A 26,089-nucleotide genomic window follows, 5' to 3' on the forward strand; every position below is an offset into this window, starting at 1 on the left:
CTGCCTTCCTGCGGCGCGCCTCCATCACCTATCTGGAATGTTGCGTGAGCCTGATGCTGACGCATCTTCAGAGGGAGGAGGTAGCGGCCATCCTCGAAAAGGAAGCGGATATGCTTCGCCGGCTGGACTGATCCTGGTCGAAGGGCCGCAGGTCCCCTTGGTTATCCAGGAAACGAAGCAACATCGCCGTATAACGTCTTGCCGCGGCCGCCAGCCGGATCTGTTCCCGATCATCGCCAGATCGTGCAGCCATGCTCCACAAGCCAAGCTGGAAGGCGAGATAGCAGGGCTCGTAGTAGTGGACCAGATTGGCATCGACGGGACGAGACGTAGTCGCTTCCACAGCCTTGCAGAGCGCCGCAGTCGCCGCATTGGAGAGGCTGTATTCAACGCGGGCGCCGGCAATGTCCCAGGCGATGTCCTGGCAGCCGATCAGATCGTGCGATCGGCAATGGTCGAGGGCGTCCGTCTTGACCAGCCTTCCACCGCGCGAAAGGATGAACTCCCACGGATGAAGCCGCCCGTCGATCTCGACCCGCTGCATGGTCTTGGGTGGAGCCTGTCTCGAGAACCAGTTCCGCAACTCCGTGGCGCGGCTTTCGCCTAAAGCCTCGCTTGTATTCTGCACGGCCATGTCTGCAAGCGCCTCCAGCGAGGCACCCGGCTCGGAGGCGGGCAGATTGGCTGCGCGCCAAGACAGATAGCGCGCGAGATGAGCGACCACCTTTTCTTTCGAATGCCTTGCCCGGTCCAGCGTTGTACCGTCGATCCAGCGCTCGACGAGAAAGCCATGGCACAGCCCGGCGACGTCCGGGCCAAAGCCTGCATCGTGCAGCCTCCTGGCAGTCTCGGCCTTGTGCATTCCGATTTCACCGAGGCCGACGAATTTGACCGACCATTTTTCCCGGCCCGCAGAAGCGACGAACTTCCGCCGCTCCAAGCCGCGGTGAACGGGTGGCCAATGGTCCTGCGAGCCATAGTGCAGGCGACGCCACTCTCCGCCGGATGTTTCTATCAGGCTGACCTCCGTGCTGCCGATCGTCCTGGCGACCCAATCCCGCAACGTCGGGACAGCGGATCCAGCGGGGAAAGTCCGTTCGAAATCCGCGGTGTGTTTTTGGCAAACCGTCCATGCCTCACGACTGTCCGCCGATGCCTCGGGACCCGGCCCACCCGAATGGCTTGGGAACAGATGGATGCGCCCGGCATCGATGCCCAGCGCTTGCAGCCATGCGACGACGGCGTGAAACGAACTGCCTGACAGGCCCGGGCCTTCGTCGACGACAGCGAAATCGGCCGACGGCCTTGTCCTCCAGCCGCCGATCAGTTCCGGATCGGCGGCAAGCCGCCTGCGAAACGGATGATCGGTCGGACGGACGCTGACGGGTGCCGGTGCGCCGATGGCTGCCGCCACCATCGCTGCCAGCCCCAGGCCGATGCTGCGGATGCCGATCACGCATGTGTTCGCATCGAGACCCGACTGCCGCGCGGCGACGAAATAGCTCTCCGGATAGAGCGCGTAATGGGCAAATCCTTCAGCCGTGCCGGTCAGGATTTCGCCATCGCAATCGAGTTCGGCCAGCATTCGCGGCACTTCAGCATCGATCGGGCCGTCGATGGCGAATCCGGCCCCCCACGATCTGCCAACGTCCCGGGCCAAGCCGACCAGGAGATTTGCGCCCGCGATCCGCTGTAGGGAATTCCTGTCCATGCCGTTGGCCTCGAATTCAGCATCGGCGAGGCCCTGGACCAGTTCCGAAGCCCTGATGAACAGGCCGACCAAGGCTGCGTGGCGTTCGATCCCACTTGGCATGTCCGCAATGTGCCCGGCCGCGTCGCAGGCCGAGCCGCGAACATGTCGCGCGCTCTCAATTCGCTTGTGGTCGCCATAGACGATCATTGTCCCGTCCCGGTTTGCCTCACCCCTGGCTGCACAACTCGGCGGGCGCTACTTTGATCCACTATCGGTTGCACGATTTTTGCAGCCGGCAAGGAACAATCCGGGAGGAAGGCGGTTTGGCACGAAGAACTTACCTTCAACAGCATAGGCAGCGGTTTCGTGGGATCGAAGAAAGTTCGAATCGGTATAGTCGGCGTCGGCAACTGCGCCTCCTCCCTTGTTCAGGGCATCACCTATTACCGCGACGCAAGGAGCAATGAGCCCATACCCGGGCTGATGCATGCCGATCTTGGCGGCTATCATGTCAAGGACATCAAGGTGGTCTGCGCTTTCGATGTCGCCAAGGGCAAGGTCGGACGCGATGTGGCAGACGCGATCTACAGCGCGCCGAACAATACTTTCCGCTTTGCCAATGTGGCGCCTACCGGCGCTCGCGTCGAACGCGGACCGACGCTGGACGGCATCGGCAAATATCTGCGCGACGAGATCGAGGAGGCCGACGAGCCGGTCGCCAACGTCGGCAAGATCCTCGCCGAAAGCGGCGCCGAAATCCTGGTGTCCTATCTGCCAGTCGGTTCGGAGGAGGCAACGCGCTTTTATGCCGAGTGCGCGCTCGAGGCGGGCTGCGCCTTCGTCAACTGCATACCAGTCTTCATCGCTTCGCGGCCGGAGTGGCGCCGGCGCTTCGAGCAGCGCGGCCTGCCGCTGATCGGCGACGACATCAAGAGCCAGGTCGGTGCGACGATCGTCCACCGGCTGCTCGCCAACCTGTTCCGTGAGCGCGGCGTGCGCATCGATCGCACTTACCAGCTCAATTTCGGCGGCAACACCGACTTCCTCAACATGCTTGAGCGCGAGCGGCTGGAATCGAAGAAGATCTCAAAGACCCAATCCGTCACTAGCCAGATCGACGTTCCCCTGGAGCCCGGCAACATTCATGTCGGGCCAAGCGACCACGTTCCATGGCTGACCGACCGCAAGTGGGCCTATATCCGGGTCGAAGGCACGACCTTCGGCGGTGTGCCGCTGAATGCCGAGCTCAAGCTGGAGGTGTGGGATTCGCCCAACTCGGCCGGCGTCGTGATCGATGCGGTGCGTTGCGCCAAGCTGGCGCTCGACCGCGGTATCGCGGGCGCGCTGACCGGTCCCTGCAGCTATTTCATGAAATCGCCGCCCGAGCAGTTCACCGACGCGGAAGCCCGCCAGCGCACGCTCTCTTTCATCGCCGGCAAGGACGAGCCGATGCTCGATGCCGCGGAATGACGACGACGTTCTTTCTGGTGCGCCACGCCGCGCACGACAATGTCGGCTGTTATCTTGCCGGACGGATGGCCGGCGTGTGCCTTGGCGAAGCCGGCAGGGCACAGGCCTCGCATCTGGCTGACCGCATGGCACGCGAGGCGATAGCGGCAATCTTTTGTAGCCCGCGCGAACGCACGCAGGAGACGGCCAATCCGATCGCGCTCGCCTGCAATGCCGGTGAAATCGTGATCCGCGAGGAACTCGATGAGATCGACTTCGGCACCTGGTCGGGAAAGACCTTCGAGGAGCTGAACCAGGATGCCGACTGGCGAGCGTGGAACGACCAGCGTCAGCAGGCGAGAACGCCGAGCGGCGAGACCATGCTGGACGTGCAGCAACGCGTCGTCTCGCTGATCGAGCAGGTCCGCGGAACATACCAGAATCAGTGCGTCGCACTGGTCAGCCATGCCGACGTCATCAAGGCCGCCGTGTGCAAAGTGCTCGGCCTGTCGCTGGGAAACTGCTTTCGCTTCGATATCGACCCAGCGTCGATCACCACGGTTGTTTGGGGGGACTGGGGGTCGAAGCTGATCAGACTCAACGAAGCTGCCTGACGGGGAATTGCCGGATGCGCATGGTCATTTTCGGTCTTACCGTGACATCGTCGTGGGGCAACGGCCACGCCACGCTGTGGCGCGGATTGATCCGGGCGATGGCCGGGCTGGGCTGGTCCATCACCTTCTTCGAACGCAACACTCCCTATTATGCCGGGACGCGCGACCTCGACCAGTTGGATGGCGGCAGCATTGTCCTTTATCCGGACTGGCAGGACATTCAGCACGTTGCCGAGCAGGCAATGAATGAGGCCGATGTTGTCATCGTCACCTCCTATTGCCCCGATGCCGTGAGCGCGTCGCGCCTTGCCCACCAGGCCTGTCGCGGGCTGAAGGTCTTCTACGATCTGGACACGCCGGTGACGCTGGCCCGGATCGAACAAGGTGAGCCTCCGGCTTATTTCGGGCCGGAAGGGCTTCGCGATTTCGATCTCGTGCTGAGCTACACGGGAGGAACCGCGATCGACGCATTGAGGTCGATGCTGGGTGCACGCCGCGTCATGCCGCTCTACGGCCATGTCGATCCAGAGCGACACCGGCCCGCCCCGCCCAGGCCGGAGTTTGCCGGCGACCTTTCCTATCTCGGGACCTATGCGGCAGACCGCCAGGCCGGGGTCGAAAGGCTGCTGGTCAATCCGGCTGCGCGCCTGCCGGATCGCCGTTTCATTATTGGCGGCGCACAATATCCGCAAGAATTCCCGTGGAGCGACAATATCTTCTTCGTCCGGCATCTGCCGCCGGCCGACCACCCCGCCTTCTTTTCATCTTCACGACTGACCCTGAACGTGACCCGCGAGGCGATGGCCGAACGAGGCTGGTGTCCTTCCGGCCGGCTGTTCGAAGCCGCCGCTTGCGGTGCTGCGATGGTGAGCGACACATGGCCCGGACTGGAGGCCTTTTTCCGGCCCGGTGAAGAGATCGTCGTGGCCAACAGCACCGACGACGTGGTCGCCGCGCTCGACCTGTCCGACGCCGAGCTTGACGCGATCCGCCGCCGTGCGCGCGAGCGGGTGCTGGACGAACACACCTCGGCGCGGCGGGCGAAGGAATTCGACCGCATCCTGTCCGATGCACTGCACGGCTCCACGCATGGCGAGCCGTTGAAGGAGGCAGTTTGATGTTGGGCATCGTGCCCGCAGCCGGACGGGGAAGCCGCATCCAGCCGCTCGGCTTTTCGAAGGAGCTTCTGCCGGTCGGCAGCCGCATCGACGGCAATACCGAGCGGCCTTGCGCGGTCAGTGAATACCTGGTGCGCCGCATGGTGCGCGCGGGGGCCGACAAGATCTGCTTCGTCATCGGCTCGGGTAAGTCGGATATCCTCGAATATTATTCTGCAGGCTATGCCGATGCGGCCGCTCTGTTTGTGGTGCAGCCCTCTCCGGTCGGCCTTTGCGACGCCATCTTCCGCGCCGCACCGCTCGTCGCAGCCGATGAGACCGTTCTGGTCGGGCTGCCCGATACAATCTGGTTTCCCGAAAACGGCTTCCTGGCCCTTCCGGACGACGGCCTGTCCTTCCTGTTGTTTCCGGTGGACCAGCCGGAATTCTTCGATGCCGTCGTTGTCGATGAGGACGACCGGGTGAAGCAAATCCAGGTCAAGCAGCAGAATGCCCAATCGAACTGGATTTGGGGTGCGTTCAAGATGCCCGGCCGCACCCTTCACCAGCTCGCCGCGCTGTGGCGGGAACGGGACCGGAGCGACGAATATATCGGCACGTTGGTCAATGCCTATCTCGCCGGCGGCGGCGAAGCCTATGGCATCAAGGCTGGCACCGCCTATGTCGACGTCGGCACCTTCAACGGCTACCGCACCGCACTTCGGCTGCTTGAAAGCGCCGCCGGGACCAAGGACGATCAAGCCGCCATTACGCTGCCCGGCCACCAGCACGTTCCTATCCTCGCAGGCGAAGGAGGCTAGCCATGCTGCATTCCGATGCCGAAATCCGCCGCCGTATCGATGCGCTCGGCCCATGGTTCCACAATATGGAACTGGCCGGCATCGAAACCGCTCCCGACCATTTCCTTGGCAACTATCCGCTGATCAAATGGCGCAAATTCGCCGACGCGATTCCCGCCGATCTTTCCGGCAAGGCGGTGCTCGACATAGGCTGCAATGCGGGTTTCTACTCGATCGAGATGAAACGCCGCGGCGCCGGACGCGTGCTAGGCATCGACTTCGATGAGGCTTACCTGGCGCAGGCGCGCTTTGCCGCTGAGGTAGCGGACTGCGACATCGAATTCCGGCAGCTCTCGGTCTACGACGTTGGCGCCCTGCATGAGCGGTTCGACATCGTGCTGTTCATGGGAGTGCTCTACCATTTGCGCCATCCCTTGCTCGCACTCGATCTGATCCGGGAGCACGTCGCCCGGGACCTGATGATCTTCCAGTCGATGCAGCGCGGCAGCACCAACGTGCCGGCGCTCGAGCAGAATTATCATTTCTGGACCCACGACCTGTTCGACCGGCCGGAGTTCCCAAAGCTGCATTTCATCGAGCATCGTTACGCTGACGACCCCACCAACTGGTGGATTCCCAATCGCGCCTGCACCGAAGCCATGCTGCGCAGCGCCGGCTTCGAGATTGTGCTGCAACCGGAGCAGGAGGTCTATTTCTGCCGTACCGCCGACGCGCCGGCCGGCGGCGGCGCCGTCTACCCGTTGAAAGGACAGATAAATGATTGAAGCCGCGATGATCTGGAACGAGCCCAACAACAAATCCCACTGGGATCCCGAGCTCGACCCCGACTGGAGCCGCTTCGCCACTACGGCAATCCTGGCCGCCGACGCGATAGCGTCGGAGAATCCCGCCTTGATCAAGGTGCTGGGCGGCATCTCGCCGATCGATGCCGGTTTCATGACACGGATGAAGGAATTCGGCGTGCTCGATCATGTCGACGCGGTCGCGGTGCACGGCTTTCCGCTCGACTGGAACCTCTGGCAGATCCACGAATGGCCGCAGAAGATCGGCGAGATTTCGGCTGTTACCGATCTCCCGGTATGGGTCAGCGAGGTCGGCGTATCGACCTTCGGCGCCGAGGAGGTACAGGTCTGGGGCCTGCGCCGGACCGCGGAATTGCTGATCGGCAACGCACCGCGCATCCAATGGTACAGCCTCTACGACCTGCCGCGCGAGTGGGAAGCGACGACGCGCCATCGCGAGTCGGAAGGCTCTTCCTATTACCGCCATTTCTACATGGGCCTGCTTCGTCAGGACGGCACGCCAAAGCCCGCGTTCGAGGAGTTTCTGCACCACGCGCCGGCAATGGGACTGGTGCAGTGGTTCCATTTCGAAGATCACCGGCTGGACGACGCCGTCGCCTGGATGAAACGGCTCGGCGTCACCAATCTGCGCACCGGGCTTTCCTGGGCCGACAGCTTCAGGCCCAACGCGCTTGACTGGTTCGACCGGCAGATGGAGGCTTTGGCCGACTTCGACGTGACGGTCACCTTCTGCTTCACGCCGGAACACCGCGGATTGATGCCGCACCACAGCAGTCCGCCACTGGTGCCTGAGGAATTCGCCGAGTTCTGCGCGGCAATGACGCGCCGCTATGCCGGCAGCATCGCTGCCCCTTCGGTCGGCAGGCTGCGCGCCTCTGCAGCGTGAGGAGCTTTGGCTCTCCAGCCATGACGCTCACCGTCCTCAACGTCGCCTATCCCCTCGCTCCCGTCGGGCCGGATGCGGTCGGTGGTGCCGAGCAGGTGCTGTCGATGCTCGACCAGGCGCTCGTACAGGCCGGACACCGCTCGATCGTGATCGGCTGCCAGGGATCGAGCGCTGCGGGTGTCCTCATCGAGACGCCGGCCGAGCCGGGCGTGCTCGATGAAGCGGCGAAGCGCCGGGCGCAGCGTGGTCATCGCGCCGCAATTGCTACTGCGCGCGCGCGCTGGCCGATCGACGTGGTTCATTTGCACGGCATCGATTTCGACGCCTATCTGCCGGGCGACGGGCCGACATTGGTGACCTTGCATTTGCCGCTCGACTGGTATCCGGCCGACGCTCTCAATCCGGCGCGGGGGGATCTGTGGCTGCATGCGGTATCGGCGGCTCAGCAAAGGACCGCGCCACCGGGAGCCAGGCTGATCGGGCCGATTCCCAACGGAGTGGACATCGACGCGCTGAGCGAGCCGCAGGCCAAGCGCGACTTTGCGCTCGTGCTCAGCCGCGTCTGCCCGGAAAAGGGCATCCATCTGGCGCTGGACGCAGCCAAGAAGGCCAGCGTGCCGCTGGTCATCGGTGGCAAGGTCTACCCCTATGAAACGCACACAGCGTATTTTCGCGACGAGGTCGAACCCCGGCTGGACGACCGGCGCCGCTTCCTTGGTCCGCTCGGCTTTGTCGCCAAGCGGCGCCTGCTGAACACAGCCCGCTGCCTGGTCATCCCGAGCCTTGCCGCGGAAACCAGTTCGCTCGTCGCCATGGAGGCGCTCGCCTGCGGCACCCCCGTGGTGGCCTTCCCGAATGGCGCACTGCCGGATGTGGTCGAGCACGGCAAGACCGGGTATCTGGTCGGGGATGTCGACGAGATGGCCGAAGCCATCGCTGCCGCACCCGGCCTGGACCCCGAGACCTGCCGGGCCGAGGCGCGGCGGCGCTTTTCACTCGACCGCATGGTTTCCTCCTACATGGACGCCTATCGGGCGCTGGCACAGCTCGGCACAAACAGCGGGCAGTTCGCGACGGCGAGGTGAGCGGGACATGCTCCGCAGTGAGATCATCGACGATCCGGCGGACCTCGAAGCCCTCGAGCCGCACTGGTGGGAACTCTGGTCGCGCAGTCCCTCGGCGACGCCGTTCCAGTCTCCCGCATGGTTGCTGCCATGGTGGCGGACATTCGCTCCCGGCGAGCTAGCGACGGTCGCCGTCTGGCATGGCGACGATCTGGTCGGCCTGGCGCCACTTTATCTGGAATGCCAGGTCGCCGGGGCGCGGCTGCTTCCGCTCGGCATTTCGTTGAGCGACTATCTGGATGTCCTTTGTATTCCCCAAACCGCCGAACCGGTCGCCGTCGGCATCGCCGACACGGTTCTTTCCCTCGGCTGGTCACAGTGGATCTTGCAGGACCTGCCTCCCGGCAGCGCCGGCCTTGCCATCAGGCATGCCGCGCTCGAATCGTGCCAAGCCGTCGATCACGCCGCTTGCCCGGTGCTCGCCCTCGCCGGCGACCAGACGCTTCAAGGCTGTGTTCCGGCGCGGCGGAGGCGCCAGTTGCGCCGCGCCCACAGGGCCGCGTCGAGACGCGGCAGGGTCTCCATCGAACCCGCTTTGTCCGATCCGCAGACATTCCTCGATCACCTGATCCGCCTTCACCGCGCGCGCTGGGCCGGACACGGCGACGGCGTTCTGTCCGATACCCGCGTGGAAGAATTCCACCGTCACGCGCTGCCGAAGCTGGCTGCTCAGGCACTTGCTCGATGCTGGCTTGTCGCCATCGGTGGCGCGATCGTGGGCGCCTACTACGGGTTCCATCATCGTGGCCGCGCTTACGCTTATCTCGGTGGCTTCGATCCGGGCTATGCGGAGGAAAGTCCCGGCGCGCTGCTCATTGGCCGGGCGATAGGGCAGGCGATCTGCGAAGGCGCGGAAGAGTTCGATTTTCTGCGCGGACAAGAGGCCTACAAATACAGCTGGGGCGCCGTCGACCGGTGGACGATGCGCAAGATCTGGACGCGGAGCAAAGGGCGATGAGCGCGAGCCAGCCGGGATCTCGGCGGTCGACATCAGCAAGGCGGGTGCTGGAGGACTGCATGGCAGACGGTGCCGGCGTCGAAGCCGTCATCGCCAGGCTGGCTCTCCGTTTCGAGACAGGAATTGATGCCGCAGAATTGGCGAAGATCGTGCAAAACACGCACTCGGCCGACCCACGAAAGACGGCAAAACTACAACGAATTGCGGACCTGCTTCAGCGCAGGCCCGAGATCTTCCCCACGCTGTGCAAAACGGGTGGTGCCGTTCGGCACGAACGCGGTGAGGGAGAGACCGACGATGCGGTCGTCAAGCGGCTGGCGGCCGGGTTTGACGCGGCGGCGGCGATCTCCCCGGCGGCGAGCGTCCAGCTGTCGTCGCTGGGCAATGAGGAAAAGCTCTCTGCCGCTACGGCTGAGATCGTTGCATGGCTGGAGAGCCGGGGCTTTACCGGCAGCAGCCGCGACATACTGGATATCGGCTGTGGTATCGGTCGGTTCGAACAGGCGCTCTCCGCTCTGTCGCACCGGATCGTCGGCAGCGATATATCCCCGGCGATGATCTCGATCGCCCGTCGGCGATGCGCCGGGCTCGGTAATGTAGAATTCCGCCCTACCCGCGGTTTCGATCTTGCCGATTTTCGCGATGCCAGCTTCGACCGCGTGTTGGCCGTCGACAGCTTTCCCTATCTGGTGCTGGCCGGCCTCGCGGAACGACATTTCGTGGAAATCGCACGCGTGCTGAAGAGGCCAGGCATGGCCGTGCTTTTGAATTACTCATATCGCGGATCGCCGGCGCTGGATCGCGCCGACGTTCATACTTTCGCCAATGCAAATGGCATGCAAGTCCTCGTCGACGGCGAAAAGCCGTTCCGGCACTGGGACGGCGATGCCTTCCTGCTTACGATTTCCGGCGGAACATTGCGGCCCACCGCTGGTTCGGATGCCGAACGGGAAAAGCCGCTATTCGACAGTATGAAGGAGGACAAGATGGCGTCCGGCAGCAAGAAGCACATCGGTCGCGGCGGTCACGGCAAAGGCGCTGGCGCTGGCGCGATGACCGATCTTCCCAAGGACAAGATCGAAGAGAACGCCGTTCTGTCCAACAGAGATAAGAAGCAGCACACCAAGGAGCGTGGGCTCGACGGCAATCGGGTCAAATCCGAGCAGTACCAGGATCATTCAGCGGATCGGCGGCCTGAAGACTGATCGTTGCGGCAGCATGTGGCTTGCAGCCGGCGAGCAATTGAAACGCAGCGAGAGCCCAACTGCTGACCAAGCTGTGCAAGGACCGAAGCCGGTCGCATGGATGGCCTGCAAATTCTTGCAAACTCGCACTGTTGCCACCAGAGTGAGGTGAAGGGACCAACATTTGCCAAGAGAACGCGATGTCTCGCTCAAGGGAAGATTCCGTCAGCACGCGTGCCGATCTGACGATAGACCGGGAAATCGCTTCCTTGCTTGCGGCCATCGAACAGGAATGGGTTCCTGACCGGCTGACCAAACTTGCGATCGAATTGCAGAACGCGCTTGTGAAAAGACGATTGCGCGAAACCAGTAATTAACGTGACATGTATTAGCGGCGCCTCTCGGCTTCGAAGTCCAGTTGTCCTTCGGACAGATAGCTGCGCCTTTCCATCAGCGTTTGCGAGGAACTTTCGCCAAGGTATTGCAGCACTCCGGCGCGTGCCCTGTTGAGCCGGCTCTTCACGGTTCCCACCGCGCAACCGCATATTTCGGCCGTTTCCTCATAGCTGACGCCCAGCACGCCTATTAGCATCAGAACCTCGCGCTGGTGCTCGGGAAGGCTCTGGATGGCCTGGTGGACTTCCTTGCCCTGTACGGACCATTCCTGTGTCGCTTCCGAGATCGGCCGCAGCGAAGCGCAGTCGAGCAGGCCGGGCGCTTCCCTCACTGCGGCCCTGACACGCGTGTAGTAGGTGTTGCGCATGATCGTGAAGAGCCATGACTTCATGCGCGTTCCAGCTTCGAACTTGTCAATGTTGGCCAGTCCCTTGGTCAGCGTCTCCTGGACCAGGTCGTCGGCATCATCGGGAGTGCGGCAGAAAGTACGCGCGAAAGCCCTTAAAGCGGGTATGAGGTGGACGATGGAAACTTCTTCGGTTTCGCGGGTCGCGAAGGCGTAGGCTGTGGGTGGCAATGGTCCAGCTCCCGTCCAGAATGAGTTCGTGAGCGCAGACCTGTTAAATGCATTGATCGAAAGATCGTTCCGGTGGGCGAAATCACCCGACCAAGAACCGGAGCGGCTTGGCTGGGCAACCCGGCCGGCGGCGATATTTTTGACGGAACAACCACCGGTATCGCGGAGTTCGAATCGAGGTCGTCCGAAATCCGGGGCGCCGCCATTGGCGCGTCGAAACGCGATTTCGCAGCGAGCCTTGGCCGCCACCTCAAGGACAGTCCGCCACGTCAAAACAGGAGGAATTCATGACAGGAAACAAGCACGCCAAAGGCAAAACGCCGGCCGATAGCGATCTTGCCAACGATCCCGGCATCGGCAGTTCCAAGGGCACGATCAAGGAGGGCGACCGGCTCGATCAGGGCAACAACACGTTCGAAGGCGACGTCGAGAACGACACCACGCCGCAAGGCGGTATCAATCCCCGGCAAAAGATACGGACCAACAAATAATGCCGGGGCCGGGCGCTGCGCTATCGAACAAACCCGCTGCAACTCGTGCAGCAATCCCGCGTTAAAGAGCATCGGCGTCGTGTCCGCCTTGCGCGTTGACCCGGCGGCTCTTTCGTGGAGATACAGATGACAAAAAAATCCTTTGGCCGCCCCGTTCCAATTCTCGTCGGCCTTGGTTTCCCTCGCCACGTCGAAAATATTTGGCAGGCCTATGACGTTCTGAACGAATGGCCGAGCCGCGGCCCGGCGCACAAGGGAGCGTTCGACGCCTGTCGCGCCGGACTGGCTGACGAGATCGATGCTGAGACGGTGCGAGCGGCGTTCGAAGCATTTGCCCGCAAGGCCGGAATTCTGGCGCACGATATGGTAGCCGAAATGCCAGCAGGGACTAAACCAAGGGAAGCCCACGATCTAGGCTGAACCCTGCCGGGCGCTGCAAACCATAGAGGCTACTGTTACTTGATAAGTCGGAGTACCGCCATGCTGAGGATAGAGTTCGATGTCCCGGTTTGCATCTACTTCGGTAAGCCGGGGCGATCGCGAACGGTCAGTTCGGTTTTCGAAGCCGCATACTGCCTCAAGAGCGAAAAATGGCCGGCGCGCAACGCCCCGTTGTCGCTGATCGCGACAGCAGCATTGGATGGCGCCCAGATCGGCCAAATCACGGCGGCGGAGGCTCGCGAAGCATTCGTCAATGCTGCTTGGGAGGCGAGAATCCTCGTCGAAGATCAGTCGCATCCTAGACCTGCCCCGACAGCAGCCTTCGCATCGGACGCGGGGTGAACAGGGGTACCTCAATGGCGTCCAAAACGCGGCATATCACGATTGGCTCGCGCCCTCGGCGTCCTTCTCCCGCTTTTGCCTGAGGATCTCGTCGGTTCCGACGAGCTTCTTCGATCCGCCGGGGATCGCGGTGGAGACGACCGCCGGCGGGTCGCTCGCCGGGAAGGAATCTTCCAGGCCTGCCTGCAACTGGTCTTCCAGCGTTTGCGGCTCTTCAGAGCGGCCGGGGGTCCTTCGGGTATCTACGTTCTCCAGCGGCTGTGTCATATCCGGTGAAGACTTGACGTCTCGAATCCAGCCATAGAGCTGTTCGATGGCAAATTCCTTCATTGCATCGAAATCGGCTTTGTCGTCACGCGATGCCTCGATTTGATCCACCATCGTCTTCTCGAAACGTTCAAGGCTATCGCTTCCGCAGGCCCGGCATAGACGCACCAACGCCTCTCGCAATATGAGCGGCGCAAAGTGCGCCGTCGCCTCAAGCCTGAGCTGCTGCAAACGCTCCGGGGTGGCGGCTTGGAAGTTCGACATGTTCGACCTCTCGCCTTGTGGAGCATGTCAACGAAAATTGTCGATGGATGTTCCATCGGTGACGGCCGGTGCATCGCTCGATCCTCAGCGGTGCGCTCCACCACCGACTGCCATGCGGATACCGAGACCGACAACGAAGCATCTGTGTCGGGATGACCATCCCGGCCGCCCGCTATGTAGAACCCATGCGGCTACTTCGGCCCGGATTCGCCAGACGCCTTCGCGCCGTCCTTCAACCGGCCGGCATCTCGCATCATCTTGAGCGCTTCGTCCCTCGTCAGGCCGCACCTGCGGGCAAAAAAATCGATCTCATAGACCTGCTCGGCCGACAGGTCGTGTTTGGCATGCATTCTTCGCTTGTGTTTGCGTCCGCTCATACAGGCGTGGTCCCGTATAACTTAGCCTCCTCCAAACTCACATCGGGCCAACCGGTTCCCACTGCGTCGTCACTTCCGCAGGTTTTCAGTCGGTGTCTGGTCGGCCGACCTTATCCTTGAGTTCGTTCAGGAATGCGAGCAGCGCGTCCTCTGGATCGTCGGCATCCTCGGTCAGCATATCGATGCCCCAGCGTCCGAGGACGGCCTCCTGGACGATGCTTGGCTGCGGCATGAAGATGAAGGACTTCGGACGGTTCTTCTCGTAACCGGACCTGCGCCAGGTCTGCCAAAGCCGATGCAGCAGCAGACGGATGTTCATGTCGGACATGCTGTAGCCGATGAACAGGATGGTGCGCCCTAGCGCGTCGGCTCGAAATTTCACATCGAGCGGCGAATCGAACGATAGCCGTTCAAAATAATCGGTCTCCGCCAGGACCAACGATTTATCGTCGTCGAAATCGCCGTGGAATTTGATGATCTGCGTCACCTCGCCGGTGGCCTTTGGCAAGTCCTTCGCGTTGGCGACTTTGACAAAGGGCCGGCCATGGATCTCGAAGGCGACTTCGAGGTTGCGATCATAGTTGGTGGTGTAGATGATCGGAAAATCGAGCGACACGATGAGCTTGTGGATCGCCGAGCCCTGCACTTTTTCCGGTGAGACGCTCCATTCGCGATCCATCCAACTGCGCAAAGGGCCGAGGCTCCCCTGCTTCAGCCGGTAGTATTCGGCAAGGGCCTGATAACTGGCTTCAGGTGCGCCGATCATGTTCTCGTCGAGACCGAGCTCGTTTTGCATGTGCTCGATGAGCTTTTGCCAGGACGGCAAGCCGACGCTCATCGACACCCCGGCTCCAACGAACAGGATCGCTCGCCGCTCTTTCACCGATTGAGCCAGTTGCTCGACTGCAGACAGCATTCGACACAACTGCGATAGGTGCCGCTCCGTTCCAGCCGAGCCCGGACCACCGGGAATAGATTTACTTCCGACTTGAGTGCGAACATTCGGATCGACTGTCCCGAGCGCCCGGCCGCCGACTCTTGGCCAACCGAATCCGACATTTATTTCGTTGCATTTGGCACTTCTGCGCCGCTCACGCGTTGGAGAGTGTTCAACAAACAGGGCGCAGTTGCAGCTACTGGAGCTCTCCGCCAACGTCGGCAACTCGACAGCAAATGAGGCAAGCGCGACTGGTGGCGGCGAAAAATAGGGTGCCTGGCAAAAGGGGAAAGAGGCCAATGGCTGCGAGGCTGGGATGGACGCTGCTGGCAGGGTTTGCGCTGATCGCCGGGGCGGTTGCGCAGCCCGAATCAGGCCCTCCGATAAATCCGCCGGCCGCAGCTGCTCCGCCCGACGACGGCCAGTGGGCGATGCCGGCAAAGAACTACGCCTCGACCCGCTACAGCGAACTTGCGGAGATCACCGAAGACAACGTCAAAAACCTGCAAGTGGCCTTCACCTTCTCGACCGGCGTCAACAAGGGTCAGGAGGCTGCGCCCCTGGTCGTCGGCAACACGATGTACATCGTGACGCCGTTTCCCAACATTCTCTACGCCCTTGACCTTACCAAGCCCGGCGCGCCGATGAAGTGGAAATTCGAGCCCAATCCCGAGCCTGCCGCGCAGGGCGTTGCCTGTTGCGACGTGGTCAACCGCGGTGCAGCCTTCTTCGACGGGCGCATCTATTTCAACACGCTCGACGGCCATGCCATCGCCGTCGATGCGGCCACCGGCAAACCGCTCTGGAACACCCATATCGGCAACATCAATATCGGCGAGACCATCACCATGGCGCCGCTGGTGGTGAAGGGCAAGGTGCTGGTCGGCAATTCCGGCGGCGAAATGGGCGTGCGCGGCTGGATCAAGGCGCTCGACGCCGGCGACGGGCACGTCGTCTGGACAGCCTACAACACCGGCCCTGACGCCGAGGTGCTGATCGGCCCCGATTTCAAGCCGCATTACGACATGGACAAGGGCAAGGATCTCGGCGTGACGTCGTGGCCGCCCGACGCCTGGAAGATCGGCGGCGGCAATGTGTGGGGCTGGATCTCCTATGACCCGGACCTCAACCTGATCTTCCATGGCACCGGAAATCCCGGTCCGTGGAATCCGGATCTGCGGCCTGGCGACAACAAATGGACCGCCGGCATCTTTGCCCGCGATCCCGACACCGGCGCAGCCAAATGGTTCTATCAATGGACCCCGCACGATTTGCACGACTACGACGGCATCAACGAACAGGTGCTGCTCGACATGACCTGGCAGGGCAAGCCCCGCAAGGTGCTCGTGCGGCCGGAACGCAACGGCTATGTCTATCTCTTGGATCGCACCACGGGCGAGGTCCTGTCGGCGGTCCCGTTCGGGCCAGTCAATTCCAGCAAGGGCGTCGACCTCAAGACCGGCCGGCTGATTGTAAATCCGGACAAGAAGACCGGCACCGGCAAGGTCGTGCGCGACATCTGCCCGACCGCGTCCGGCCTCAAGGACTGGCAGCCTTCGGCGTTCTCGCCCAAGACCGGCCTGCTCTACATCCCGCACAACAACATGTGCATGGATGAAGAAGGCGTCGAGGTGAATTACATCGCCGGCACGCCCTATGTCGGCATGAACGTGCGCATGATTCCCGGGCCGGGCGGCAATCGCGGTGCTTTCACCGCCTGGGATGTCGCCGCCGCCATGCCGGCGTGGAGCCTGAAGGAGAACTTTCCGGTGTGGAGCGGCGCCGTCGCCACCGCCGGCAACGTCGTGTTCTATGGCACGATGGAAGGCTGGTTCAAGGCGGTCAGCGCCAGGACCGGCGAACTGCTTTGGCAGTTCAAGACGTCGTCCGGCATCATCGGCCAGCCGATCACCTATCGCGGCCCGGACGGGCACCAATATGTCGCGATTCTTTCGGGCGTCGGCGGCTGGGCCGGCGCGATCGTATCCGGCGATCTCGATCCGCGCGACGCCACCGCCGCGCTCGGCTTCGTCAACGTCATGAAGGATCTGAAGGATGTAACCACGCCGGGAGGTACGCTGTATGTGTTCCGGCTGCCTTGAGATGATCGGCCGAGTTGCGCGCGCACGGAGAAAATCTTCCCGGCGGTTTGGCGCCGCGGTCGGCGCACTGGCGCTCTCGCTCGTCGCCGCCGTCGCCGATGCGCGCGAGCTGAGGATCTGCGCCGATCCCAACAACATGCCGTTCTCCAATGCCGCCAGGCAGGGCTTTGAAAACAAGATTGCCGAACTCGTCGCGACGGAGCTTGGCGCAACGGTTTCCTACACATGGTGGGCACAGCGGCGCGGCTTCGTCCGCAACACGCTGAAAGCCGGCCTGTGCGATCTGGTGCCCGGCACGCCCGCCAATCTCGAGATGCTGCGCACCACCGCGCCCTACTACCGGTCTTCCTATGTGTTCGTGACACGCAAGGATGCGCCGGAAATCACGTCCTTCAACGATCCTCGCCTGCGCGATCTGAACATCGGCGTCCAGCTGATCGGCGACGACGGCGCCAACTCGCCGCCCGTCCAGGCGCTTGGCCGTCGCGGCATCGTCGGCCATCTCACCGGTTTCCCCGTCTATGGCGACTATTCGGCGCCGAACCCGCCAGCACGCATCATTGAGGCGGTCGCGAATGGCGACATCGATATGGCCGTCGTCTGGGGACCGTTGGCCGGCTACTTCGGCGCCAGGCAAAAAATACCGTTGCGGATTACGCCGGTTGCGCCGCGCATCGACGGTCCGCTCCTGCCGATGGTCTACGACATCTCTATGGGTGTGCGCCACGACGACGATGCGCTGCGCGGCGAGGTAGACGCCGCCCTGACCAGACACCGCGCCGAGATCGACGCGATCCTGGCGGCCTACCAGGTGCCCCGCCTCGATCCTGTCGGAGCGCCTTGAAATGAAGCGCGGTCTTCCCTTGCTGGTGTTCGCAATCCTCGCGGTTGTCGGGTGCCAGCGCGAGGAACGCGATACCCGTCCTCAGTCCGCGCTCGGTGCCGGCGACCAACCGACGGCGGTCACGGTCCTTGCGCCGGGCGGCGAGCGACCGGCTTCCTCCGACACCAAGGCCGGCGTGTTCGAGGCCAACGCCTTCCACCTCAGCGAGGGCAAGCGTCTGTTCAACTGGTTCAACTGTTCCGGCTGCCATGCCAATGGCGGTGGCGGTATGGGCCCGGCCCTCATGGACCAGAAGTGGCTCTATGGCAGCTCGATCGAAAGCATCCACGCCACGATCAGGGACGGCCGGCCAAACGGCATGCCGAGCTTCCGTGACACGATCCCGGATGACCAGATCTGGGAGCTTGCTGCCTTCGTCCGGGCACTGAGCGGCAACGCACCGTCCTCCGCCGCGCCGGGCCGCGACGACGACATGATGCCTCATCCATCCGAGAATCGCCTGCCGGACGCCGCGACGCTGGGGAAGTCGCCGTGAGCCGCGGTGTCTGGACGGTGTGCGGGTGCACGGCCTGCATCCTGCTCCTCGCAGGATGCAGCGGCTGGCAATCCGCGCTCGACCCAAAGGGCCCGGCTGCGGGCGAACTCGCATGGCTGATCTGGTTCTTCACCGCGCTGTGCACGGTGGTCTGGCTTCTAGTGATGGCCGTGCTGATCGTGCCATTGGCCCGGCGCCCGGCGCCAGTCGGCGATCCGCTTGTCCTCGACGCTGCCGCCGAGCGCAGCAAGATGCGAATTGTCGTCGCCGCACTCGCCGCTACCGCCCTGATTCTGGTCGGCCTGACGCTGCTGAGCTTCTTCGCTAACCGGACGCTCGCTGCTATCGGCTCGGACGCGGCGCTGACGATCCGGGTGACCGGGCATCAATGGTGGTGGGAGGTGCGCTACGAAAGCGATCAGCCGAACCGCATCCTGACGACCGCCAATGAAATCCACATCCCGGCGGGCGAGCCGGTGCGGCTTGTAGTGACCTCGACCGATGTTATCCATTCCTTCTGGGTACCGAACCTCTCGGGCAAGCTGGACCTAATGCCAGGCCACGAGAACGTTCTCGATCTGAAGGCGGACAAGCCCGGCGTCTATCGCGGCCAGTGCGCCGAGTTCTGCGGCGCGCAGCATGCTAATATGAGCACCTTCATCATCGCCGAACCTCGGCCCGTCTTCGACGCGTGGCTGAACGACCAGCTGCGGCCGGCGGCCGCCCCCGTGTCGGCCGAGGCCAAAACCGGCCACGATCTGTTCCTCAAACGGCCATGCGTGATGTGCCACAAGATCGGCGGCACCATCGCCGGCGGCACGGTCGCCCCCAATCTAACCCATATCGCAAGCCGGCAAACGCTCGCTGCCGGCACGCTGACAATGAGCCGCGGCAATCTCGCAGCCTGGATAGCCAATCCGCAGGGGATCAAGCCAGGCGCCCACATGCCCGTGGTGCGACTGGACGGGGACGAACTGAATGCGATCGTCGCCTATCTCGAGGGCCTGAAATGAGCAGCGCCGACGTGGCCCGTGAGCGTCGGCTCGCCGGCGCCGGCAAAGGAGACCTGGCCCCCGAGCGCGACGGTCCTCGCGATACCGGCCTCGACACCGCCAGCCTTGACCGCTGGCTGGCGCGGACATGGCAGACGGCGCCGGGCATCATCGGTGCGCTCTCGAGCGTCGACCACAAGATCGTCGCGCGGCGCTACCTGATCACCGCTTTCGTCTTCCTGTGCCTCGGTGGCCTCAGCGCCGTTGCTATGCGCATCCAACTGTCGGGGCCGGAGCGTGGGCTGATCGGGCCCGACCGCTACAACCAGCTGTTCACCATGCATGGCGTAACCATGATGTTCCTGTTTGCAGTGCCGATCGTTCAGGCGACCGGCATCTACCTCGTGCCGCTGATGGTCGGCACCCGCAACATCGCCTTTCCGCGCCTCAATGCATTCAGCTTCTGGATTTATCTCTCCGGTGGCCTCTTCGCCTGGGTGTCGTTTGCACTCGACATGGCGCCCGACGTCGGCTGGTTCTCCTACGTGCCGCTGTCCGGTCCTGAATTCGGGCCAGGCAAGCGTTCCGACGTGTGGGCGCAGATGATCACCTATACCGAAGTGTCGTCGTTGGCGGTCGCGGTTGCCACCATCGTCACCGTGCTGAAGCAGCGTGCGCCGGGCATGTCGCTGGACAAGATCCCGCTCTACGTCTGGGCGATGCTGGTCACCTCCTTCGTGATCGTGTTCGCGATGCCGGCGGTCATGATCGCGTCGACGTTCCTGATCCTCGACCGCCTGGTCGGCACCCATATCTTCAATCCCGCCGAGGGTGGCGACGTACTGCTGTTCCAGCACCTGTTCTGGTTCTTCGGCCACCCCGAAGTCTACATCATTTTCCTGCCGGCCACCGGCATGGTGTCCTCGATCATCGCCGCTTTCGCCCGGCGTCCGGTATTCGGCTATCTGGGCATGGTTCTGTCGCTGATTTCGGTCGGCTTCCTGTCGTTCGGCCTGTGGGTTCACCACATGTTCGCAACCGGCCTGCCGAAGCTCGGCGCGAGCTTCTTCACCGCCTCGAGCATGCTGATCGCCATCCCGAACGGGCTGCAGATCTTCTGCTGGCTGGCGACATTGTGGGACGGACGCCCGATATTCAGGACGCCGCTGCTGTTCGTGTTCGGCTTCTTCTTCACGTTCGTCGCGGGCGGCCTGACTGGCGTGATGCTGGCGTCGGTGCCATTGGACCTGCAAGTACACGACACCTATTTCGTGGTCGCGCATTTCCATTACGTGCTGATCGGCGGGTCGGTATTCCCGCTGCTCGGCGCGACCTATTTCTGGTTCCCCAAGATCACCGGCCGGATGATGAGCGAACGTCTCGGACGCTGGCACTTCTGGCTTGCCTTCATAGGCTTCAATGCGGCGTTCTTTCCGATGCACATTGTCGGCCTGTGGGGCATGCCGCGCCGGGTCTACACCTATCCGGTGGAGCTCGGCTGGGGCAACATCAACCTGTTCATCACAGCCGGCGCGGTCGTCCTGTTCCTAAGCTTCGTTCTGCTCACGATAAACTTGGTGTACAGCGCGTCGAGGGGCGCCCCGGCCGGGGACAATCCCTGGAATGCGGGCACGCTGGAATGGGCGACGAGCTCTCCGCCGCCGAGCTATAATTTCGCTCGGATCCCGGTGGTTACCCACGCCGAGCCGCTCTGGGCCGAACGTGACACGCTGCCTGTCGCGACCGGGCTTCGCGTCGACGCGCGCGAACTTGTTATTTCGACCGTGGCGGAGGCGCATCCCGATGTGCGCGAGAAGTCGGCGACGCCGTCGATCTGGCCATTGTTCGCCGCGCTCGCCGTCGGCGCCACCTTTCTCTATTCGATCTTCAGCCCGTGGGCGGTGGTCTGGGGAGCCGGGCCGATCGCCATCACTTTGATCGGTTGGTTCTGGCCGAAAGGCGATCCGGAGGATGAGGAGTGAAACAGCGTCCTGCCGCCGATCTTTCCGAACTCCCGACCTTCGGACTCGGACCGCGCAGCCCGACCTGGTGGGGCACTCTCGCCTTCATGGCGCTGGAGGGCACCGGCTTCGCGCTCGCCGCAGGCACCTATCTTTACCTCGCCTATCTGTCGCCCGAATGGCCATTGGGCGTGCCGCCGCCCAACCATTGGCCGGGCACCATCGTCACGCTGTTGCTGCTCGCCAGCGTGGTACCCAATCACATACTGAACCGCTACGCCGAAGCCTGTGCCATGGTGCCCGTGCGCATCGGCCTGATCGTCATGTCGCTGCTCGGTATCGCACCGCTTGTCGTGCGGTGGTTCGAATTTCCGGCCCTCAACATCTATTGGGATACCAATGCGTACGGCTCAATGCTGTGGGTCCTGCTCGGCCTCCACACCACACACCTGATCACCGACGTCGGCGACACGCTGGTGCTGACGGTCCTGATGTTCACGCGCCATGGCTATAGCGGCCGGCGTTTCGGGGACGTTGGCGACAACGTCTTCTACTGGGATTTCGTGGTCGCGACCTGGATCCCGATCTATCTGTTGATCTACTGGATGCCGAGGCTTGACTGAGATGCGTGCGCTTCGCTTGGGCACATCATGGGGCGGGCTGTTATCCGGGCCTTTGGCCTGGGCGGTGTCGACGCAGCTGAATTACGCGTTCGTGGAGTGGCAGTGCGCCCACGGTATTCCCGTCATACCGGCCATTGCGCTGGTGCTGACAGTGCTGGCCTTGCTTGGCGGCGCGCTGTCGTGGCGGGCGCGACAGCAAGGAGGCGCCGCCTTCAAACCGGATCGTACGCGCAGCACAGAGGATTTCGTCGCCAATATCGGCATTCTCAGCGCGGTGCTGTTTGCGCTGGTAATCGTCATGCAAGGCGCCGCCTCGCTCATTCTTGACGGCTGCCTACGATGAGCTTCGACGCGCTCTTCTCGACCTCGGTCTGCTACGGTGCCGGCGCTCCGCAGGCCGGCTGGACGCTGGCGTTGCCGATCACGCTGCCGCTAACCGTGGTCGCACTGCTTTACGCGGCAGGCGCCTTTCGGCTGTGGAGGCGGAGCGCCCGCAGCCGCCCGTTGCGAATGCGGCAAGCCCTGCTGTTTGCGACCGGCTGGGCCATCTTGGCGACAGCACTGGTCAGTCCGCTCCATGCATTAGGCGAGCGCGTCTTCACCGCCCACATGATCGAGCACGAACTGTTGATGGCGGTGGCGGCACCCCTGCTGGTCGCCTCCCGTCCGGCGGCGGCGATGATGTGGGCATTGCCGATCAAGCTGCGGCTGGCATTTGGCGCAGCCGGGAACGCGAAGGTGCTTCGAATCGCTTGGGCCGCCATCAGCCGCCCTTTAGCCGCCACCTTCCTGCACGGGGTCGCGATATGGGCGTGGCACGTTCCGGTGTTGTTCGAGGCGGCGCTTGCACAGGGTGTCCTGCACTATGCGCAACATGCCAGCTTCTTCGGTACGGGGCTGCTGTTCTGGTGGGTACTGCTGCCGCGTTCAGGCCGCGAACAAGCCTATGGAAGCGCCGTCATGCACCTCTTCTTCACCTCGCTGCACACCGGCCTGCTCGGGGTGCTGCAGCTGGTCTCGCCAAGGCTGTGGTACCCGGTAAACGCAGCCGGTGCGGAATTGTGGAACCTTAGCCCGATCGAGGACCAGCAGCTCGCCGGCTTGGTGATGTGGGTTCCGGCCGGCCTGATTTATGGCGGAGCCGCGTTGCTGCTGGCCGGTCTGTGGATTCGCTCTAGTGGACGGAGAAGATGGGAGACGTCGCATGCGCTCCACGCTGTCTAAGCTGGTCATTGGTGCCGGGACGGCAATTGCTGTGCTGGCCGCAGCTCGGGCGGCGCTGACGTTGTGGCCGGAGCGCCTCATCAGGGTCGCGCATAAGTCGGACAATGCCACCAGCAGCATCGGCGTGCGCGCCACATCGCGCTTCACTCCGTCCGGACCCATCCTCGGCGCCGCGGCAATTGTCGTGCTCGTTGCAGCCATGGCCGGGATCGCGTTGTACTTCGAGCAAAGCCGTCGAGTGGAGCAGAAGGCCGACAATGCAACCGGCGGTGTTGGCGCCCGCGCCATACCCATCATGATGGCCAATGGCTGTGCTGGATGCCACACGATCACCGGCGTTCCCAGCGCGCAAGGGTTGGTCGGTCCACGCCTCGACGCCAGCTTGGCCACCCGGGTCTATATCGGCGGCGTATTGTCCAACAACCCGCGAAACATGGTCCGTTGGATACGCGCCGCAAGGGAGATCAATCCGCACACGGCAATGCCTTCGACCAGAATTTCCGAGCAGGAGGCGCGGGATATCGCGGCCTATCTCTATTCGATGAAATGACATCGTTGCTCGCTAGTCGAGATCAAACCCTGCCGGCGGTCTACGATGCCGGTTTGCCGGGACCGGCATTCGTCACCGCCTTCGGCTCGATGCCTTACTTGCCGACGAACCTTTCGGAACCGGCCCGCATCGGCGAGGCTGCGCGCGATCACGTCGGACATCGCGGCAACGCGAGCGCCCCTATGGCCCGGCAATCTGCTGTGCGGATTGTTTCGCGGGCATCTCGGATATGAGCTTCTTTGGCGAGGCAACCGCGAGGCGACCCGCGGTCGGAATCGCCACGAACGACCGCAGCGCTATCACGTCGTTTCGGGAGACTCGTTCGATTTGGGAGCCTCGTCGGTCTCCGGCAAACGATCGCGAATGGCTTCCTCGGTTTTGCTTGCCGTCTTTTTCACGACTTTCTCGACGCGGTCGACCAACGTCTCGGCGTCGCCGCTGGAACCCTGTCGGTCAGCCTCTTCCTTTACAGTCTCATATGCTTCGGCGGCGACCTGCTTGGCTTGCTCCACGCCTTCTTCAAAGACTTCCTCGGCACTGTCACGAAGCTTGTCGCGGTAGGGGCCGAGTTGCGCGTCTTCAGCGGCGGTGTGAGGCAGCATTACGCCGATGGCTGTGCCCACGGCAAGGCCCACCGCGGCCATTGCCAGAGGTTCGCGCTGGAACAGGTCCTGCGCCGACTGACGCACCCGCCCCGTGATATCGGTGGCGGCCGAGCCGACCTGCCCGGCCGTGCTTGTCAATCTTTCTTTGGCGCCGCTCGCAACGTCTGCCACAGCCTCAGTCGCACCGCCTGCCACGGAAGCAACCGAACGAGCGGCATCGGAGAGCATGGAGCCGGCGGAACCTTCGCCCTCGGCACCGTACTCATCGCCGCTTGAGTCCTGCCAGGCCCCGCCCAAGCCCCTCTGGTCAGAGAAGTTTCGGGTGCCGTCAGGTTCCCTGCCGGTCGAATAGGCACCAATTGCTGAACTGTCTACCGACGTGCCCTTGCCAAGCATCAGCCAGGCCAGGCCCGCGCCGACCAATGTAAGCGGCAACGGATTGTCCCTGACCTGAGTCTTAAGATTGCTGAGCATGGCGGATCCCTCGCCGCTGAACATCCCGGTGAATTCGTCGATCAGTTGGCCCGGTGTCATCTTGCTGCGGATCGAGTCTGCGGTATCTGCCACTCTGGCGCGAGCAATATCAGCATCGCGTTCCAACTCGGCTGCGGATTTGTCGGTCATCTTATCTGTTCCTTGATCACGCGTGCGTCGCGTTTAAGTTGGTCTTGTGTCCGGTCGGGGGTCAACTCTGAGGGGGCCATGCTTGCCTTGCCGGAGCGCAAGAGTATGACGCCCAGTACTGCCACCACGACGCCGACGAGCAGCGAGGACCATCCGGCTCCCAGCCCGGCGCTCGCCAAGGCAATCACCAGCGCCTGCAAAAGCACCATCAGGGCGGCGAGCAGGCAAATGGCGCCTCCCATTACCTCCACGGCGCCGGCGCCGGCCTTGCTTACCTTTTCCGACATTTCAGCCCGCAACAGCCTGCTTTCGGTTTGAAGCAGTGTTGTGACCTGCTGTGCCAGATCGCTGACAAGGGTTGTCAGGCTGCGAGTGTCCTGATTGTCAGTCATGGGTTTCGCTCCAGGCTTGCATTGGCCCAGTCATCGCCGGACTGATCGGATCCTAGCGGGGCCGGCTCAACTGCCTCTGCCGATCGCCATCCGAACTCATTCGAGCTAGGACCCGTCTCGGGCGCCCGGCCTGTTCCCGACTGGCCCGGTGCTCCGGTTTGGGCAGAGGGTGGCGAGCTCTTGATGAACCGTCCCAACGCCAGGCCTGCCAATACCGAACCGGCGATCAGCGCCCCCGAGTTTTCGCGGCCGAACGACTGAATTTCGCCAAGCACCTCGTCGAACGGTTTATCCTTCAGGGACGAGGAAAGCCGCTCGAGCCCGCCTGCGGCGTCAAGGGCGAATTTCGAAGCGGTCCGTTGATCATTGTTGGCAAGATGCTCGCTTGCCGCGCGCAATGCGCCGCTGAAGGCCTTGAGATTGGCGCTCACGTCGCGCTGCGTTCCCTCCGCCTTGTTGAACAATGCTTGCTTTGCTTCCGAAGCGTAATCTCCGGCTTTCCTGGTGATCTCGTCACGCGCATCGTGGAGCGCTTCCGTCGCGGTCTGCTTTTCCCGTTGTAGTCTTTCCGAGAGCTCGCTTCTGGCGGTCTCGAAATCGGCCGTCTGACGGCCCTGATCGTCCTGGTCCTGCATGGTATCTCCTAGTGGAATCCGAGGAAGGAGAGGATTGCAAGCACGACGACGACGAGGCCGATGAGATAAATAACACTGTTCATGGCGCAATCTCCTCCACTGCGCACCGAACTTGCCTGTGCTTCCCGTGTTCCCTCAGACGTCATCTTTTTTGGTAAGCGAAGCCTAACCAGCCTCAAGACGGGATCTTGTCCTGTGCCGATGGCGGTGAGCGCGCGGTTGGAAATGATACGGGACCGGACTCCGGTGCGACTTACAGGTCGAGGCGCAGGTCCGCTCCG

Annotated in this window: 29 protein-coding genes and 1 pseudogene; 22 read left to right on the plus strand and 8 right to left on the minus strand. The window is 62.9% G+C overall.

The genetic code is table 11. The features are described 5' to 3' along the window. Positions 1-67: 67 nt before the first annotated feature. A complete protein-coding gene (locus NKH70_RS04755) occupies positions 68-1,900 on the minus strand; it encodes a hypothetical protein (RefSeq protein ID WP_353024864.1) in 1,833 nt (610 codons plus the stop codon). Positions 1,901-2,059: 159 nt separating this feature from the next. On the opposite strand from NKH70_RS04755, the gene NKH70_RS04760 reads away from it, so the two are divergent. The 10 genes and pseudogenes from NKH70_RS04760 to NKH70_RS04805 all read left to right on the plus strand — a co-directional run bounded on the left by NKH70_RS04760 (position 2,060) and on the right by NKH70_RS04805 (position 10,650). Then, the gene (locus NKH70_RS04760) at positions 2,060-3,163 is read left to right on the plus strand and encodes an inositol-3-phosphate synthase (protein WP_352717725.1); all 1,104 of its coding nucleotides are present in this window, start codon (positions 2,060-2,062) and stop codon (positions 3,161-3,163) included. Continuing rightward, positions 3,160-3,756 carry a histidine phosphatase family protein gene (locus tag NKH70_RS04765; protein ID WP_352467989.1) on the plus strand — a complete coding sequence of 199 codons (597 nt, stop codon included), beginning with the start codon at positions 3,160-3,162 and terminating at the stop codon, positions 3,754-3,756. The genes NKH70_RS04760 and NKH70_RS04765 overlap by 4 nt, the downstream gene beginning before the upstream one ends. Before the next feature lie 14 nt (positions 3,757-3,770). Continuing rightward, positions 3,771-4,874 (plus strand): CgeB family protein, encoded by a 1,104-nt coding sequence (locus NKH70_RS04770; protein WP_352717722.1) that lies wholly within the window; start codon positions 3,771-3,773, stop codon positions 4,872-4,874. Continuing rightward, on the plus strand, positions 4,874-5,674 hold the full coding sequence (locus NKH70_RS04775; RefSeq protein WP_352717720.1) for a nucleotidyltransferase family protein: 801 nt from the start codon (positions 4,874-4,876) through the stop codon (positions 5,672-5,674). Before NKH70_RS04770 ends, NKH70_RS04775 begins: the two co-directional genes overlap by 1 nt. A 2-nt stretch (positions 5,675-5,676) precedes the next feature. Then, positions 5,677-6,438: a TIGR04290 family methyltransferase gene (locus tag NKH70_RS04780; RefSeq protein ID WP_352717718.1), complete on the plus strand. Its 762-nt coding sequence runs from the start codon at positions 5,677-5,679 to the stop codon at positions 6,436-6,438. Then, positions 6,431-7,363 (plus strand): glycoside hydrolase 5 family protein, encoded by a 933-nt coding sequence (locus NKH70_RS04785; RefSeq protein ID WP_352717716.1) that lies wholly within the window; start codon positions 6,431-6,433, stop codon positions 7,361-7,363. Before NKH70_RS04780 ends, NKH70_RS04785 begins: the two co-directional genes overlap by 8 nt. Before the next feature lie 20 nt (positions 7,364-7,383). Then, positions 7,384-8,448, plus strand: a complete 1,065-nt coding sequence (locus NKH70_RS04790; protein WP_352717714.1) for a glycosyltransferase family 4 protein — start codon at positions 7,384-7,386, stop codon at positions 8,446-8,448. A 7-nt stretch (positions 8,449-8,455) separates the two neighbouring features. Beyond that, positions 8,456-9,445, plus strand: a complete 990-nt coding sequence (locus NKH70_RS04795; protein ID WP_352717712.1) for a GNAT family N-acetyltransferase — start codon at positions 8,456-8,458, stop codon at positions 9,443-9,445. Positions 9,446-9,504: 59 nt separating this feature from the next. Beyond that, positions 9,505-10,209 (plus strand): annotated as a pseudogene (locus NKH70_RS04800) (class I SAM-dependent methyltransferase); the annotation flags it as partial. A gap of 222 nt (positions 10,210-10,431) precedes the next feature. Continuing rightward, positions 10,432-10,650, plus strand: a complete 219-nt coding sequence (locus tag NKH70_RS04805; protein WP_352912931.1) for a hypothetical protein — start codon at positions 10,432-10,434, stop codon at positions 10,648-10,650. A 367-nt stretch (positions 10,651-11,017) separates the two neighbouring features. On the opposite strand, the gene NKH70_RS04810 is transcribed toward NKH70_RS04805, so the two are convergent. Continuing rightward, positions 11,018-11,602, minus strand: coding sequence for a sigma-70 family RNA polymerase sigma factor (locus tag NKH70_RS04810; RefSeq protein WP_352516484.1), 585 nt, complete (start codon positions 11,600-11,602; stop codon positions 11,018-11,020). A 287-nt stretch (positions 11,603-11,889) separates the two neighbouring features. On the opposite strand from NKH70_RS04810, the gene NKH70_RS04815 reads away from it, so the two are divergent. The 3 genes from NKH70_RS04815 to NKH70_RS04825 all read left to right on the plus strand — a co-directional run bounded on the left by NKH70_RS04815 (position 11,890) and on the right by NKH70_RS04825 (position 12,876). Beyond that, positions 11,890-12,093 carry a hypothetical protein gene (locus tag NKH70_RS04815; RefSeq protein WP_352717708.1) on the plus strand — a complete coding sequence of 68 codons (204 nt, stop codon included), beginning with the start codon at positions 11,890-11,892 and terminating at the stop codon, positions 12,091-12,093. Positions 12,094-12,219: 126 nt separating this feature from the next. Continuing rightward, a complete protein-coding gene (locus tag NKH70_RS04820; RefSeq protein WP_352717706.1) occupies positions 12,220-12,513 on the plus strand; it encodes a DUF982 domain-containing protein in 294 nt (97 codons plus the stop codon). A 60-nt stretch (positions 12,514-12,573) separates the two neighbouring features. Then, complete coding sequence (locus NKH70_RS04825; RefSeq protein WP_352717704.1) at positions 12,574-12,876, plus strand: DUF982 domain-containing protein; 303 nt, start codon at positions 12,574-12,576, stop codon at positions 12,874-12,876. Positions 12,877-12,912: 36 nt separating this feature from the next. Here the strand turns inward: NKH70_RS04825 and NKH70_RS04830 are convergent, their stop codons facing one another. From NKH70_RS04830 to NKH70_RS04840, 3 genes are all read right to left on the minus strand, one after another. Next, complete coding sequence (locus NKH70_RS04830) at positions 12,913-13,407, minus strand: hypothetical protein (protein WP_352717702.1); 495 nt, start codon at positions 13,405-13,407, stop codon at positions 12,913-12,915. A gap of 191 nt (positions 13,408-13,598) precedes the next feature. Next, the gene (locus NKH70_RS04835) at positions 13,599-13,757 is read right to left on the minus strand and encodes a hypothetical protein (RefSeq protein WP_352717700.1); all 159 of its coding nucleotides are present in this window, start codon (positions 13,755-13,757) and stop codon (positions 13,599-13,601) included. A gap of 112 nt (positions 13,758-13,869) precedes the next feature. Beyond that, positions 13,870-14,700, minus strand: coding sequence for an SIR2 family NAD-dependent protein deacylase (locus tag NKH70_RS04840; RefSeq protein ID WP_352912875.1), 831 nt, complete (start codon positions 14,698-14,700; stop codon positions 13,870-13,872). Between the two features lie 320 nt (positions 14,701-15,020). Here NKH70_RS04840 and NKH70_RS04845 point away from each other — a divergent pair, with 320 nt between their 5' ends. The 9 genes from NKH70_RS04845 to NKH70_RS04885 are packed head-to-tail and all read left to right on the plus strand — an operon-like array spanning position 15,021 to position 23,552. Continuing rightward, positions 15,021-16,823, plus strand: coding sequence for a methanol/ethanol family PQQ-dependent dehydrogenase (locus NKH70_RS04845; protein WP_352912876.1), 1,803 nt, complete (start codon positions 15,021-15,023; stop codon positions 16,821-16,823). A 1-nt stretch (position 16,824) separates the two neighbouring features. Next, the gene (locus tag NKH70_RS04850; protein WP_352912877.1) at positions 16,825-17,667 is read left to right on the plus strand and encodes a substrate-binding domain-containing protein; all 843 of its coding nucleotides are present in this window, start codon (positions 16,825-16,827) and stop codon (positions 17,665-17,667) included. Position 17,668: 1 nt separating this feature from the next. Then, entirely contained in the window at positions 17,669-18,202 is a 534-nt protein-coding gene (locus NKH70_RS04855; protein WP_352717695.1) for a c-type cytochrome, read from the plus strand. Then, positions 18,199-19,215, plus strand: coding sequence for a cytochrome c oxidase subunit II (gene coxB, locus NKH70_RS04860; protein WP_352717693.1), 1,017 nt, complete (start codon positions 18,199-18,201; stop codon positions 19,213-19,215). The genes NKH70_RS04855 and coxB overlap by 4 nt, the downstream gene beginning before the upstream one ends. Beyond that, on the plus strand, positions 19,212-21,176 hold the full coding sequence (ctaD, locus tag NKH70_RS04865) for a cytochrome c oxidase subunit I (protein ID WP_352717691.1): 1,965 nt from the start codon (positions 19,212-19,214) through the stop codon (positions 21,174-21,176). Before coxB ends, ctaD begins: the two co-directional genes overlap by 4 nt. Continuing rightward, positions 21,173-21,778 (plus strand): cytochrome c oxidase subunit 3, encoded by a 606-nt coding sequence (locus NKH70_RS04870; protein ID WP_352516479.1) that lies wholly within the window; start codon positions 21,173-21,175, stop codon positions 21,776-21,778. Before ctaD ends, NKH70_RS04870 begins: the two co-directional genes overlap by 4 nt. 1 nt (position 21,779) lies before the next feature. Continuing rightward, complete coding sequence (locus tag NKH70_RS04875; RefSeq protein WP_352717988.1) at positions 21,780-22,121, plus strand: hypothetical protein; 342 nt, start codon at positions 21,780-21,782, stop codon at positions 22,119-22,121. Then, positions 22,118-23,002: a cytochrome c oxidase assembly protein gene (locus NKH70_RS04880; protein ID WP_352717689.1), complete on the plus strand. Its 885-nt coding sequence runs from the start codon at positions 22,118-22,120 to the stop codon at positions 23,000-23,002. The genes NKH70_RS04875 and NKH70_RS04880 overlap by 4 nt, the downstream gene beginning before the upstream one ends. Beyond that, positions 22,983-23,552 carry a c-type cytochrome gene (locus NKH70_RS04885; protein WP_352717687.1) on the plus strand — a complete coding sequence of 190 codons (570 nt, stop codon included), beginning with the start codon at positions 22,983-22,985 and terminating at the stop codon, positions 23,550-23,552. The genes NKH70_RS04880 and NKH70_RS04885 overlap by 20 nt, the downstream gene beginning before the upstream one ends. Positions 23,553-23,851: 299 nt before the next feature. Here NKH70_RS04885 and NKH70_RS04890 read toward each other — a convergent pair whose 3' ends face one another. Genes NKH70_RS04890 through NKH70_RS04900 form a run of 3 tightly spaced genes read right to left on the minus strand, consistent with a single transcriptional unit; the run spans position 23,852 to position 25,898 of the window. Then, complete coding sequence (locus NKH70_RS04890) at positions 23,852-24,781, minus strand: hypothetical protein (protein ID WP_352912878.1); 930 nt, start codon at positions 24,779-24,781, stop codon at positions 23,852-23,854. Then, a complete protein-coding gene (locus NKH70_RS04895; RefSeq protein ID WP_292657573.1) occupies positions 24,778-25,173 on the minus strand; it encodes a phage holin family protein in 396 nt (131 codons plus the stop codon). Before NKH70_RS04895 ends, NKH70_RS04890 begins: the two co-directional genes overlap by 4 nt. Beyond that, entirely contained in the window at positions 25,170-25,898 is a 729-nt protein-coding gene (locus NKH70_RS04900; RefSeq protein ID WP_292657571.1) for a hypothetical protein, read from the minus strand. Before NKH70_RS04900 ends, NKH70_RS04895 begins: the two co-directional genes overlap by 4 nt. Between the last annotated feature and the right edge of the window lie 191 nt (positions 25,899-26,089).

This window comes from Mesorhizobium sp. M0991 (assembly GCF_040318915.1).
Classification (GTDB): domain Bacteria; phylum Pseudomonadota; class Alphaproteobacteria; order Rhizobiales; family Rhizobiaceae; genus Mesorhizobium.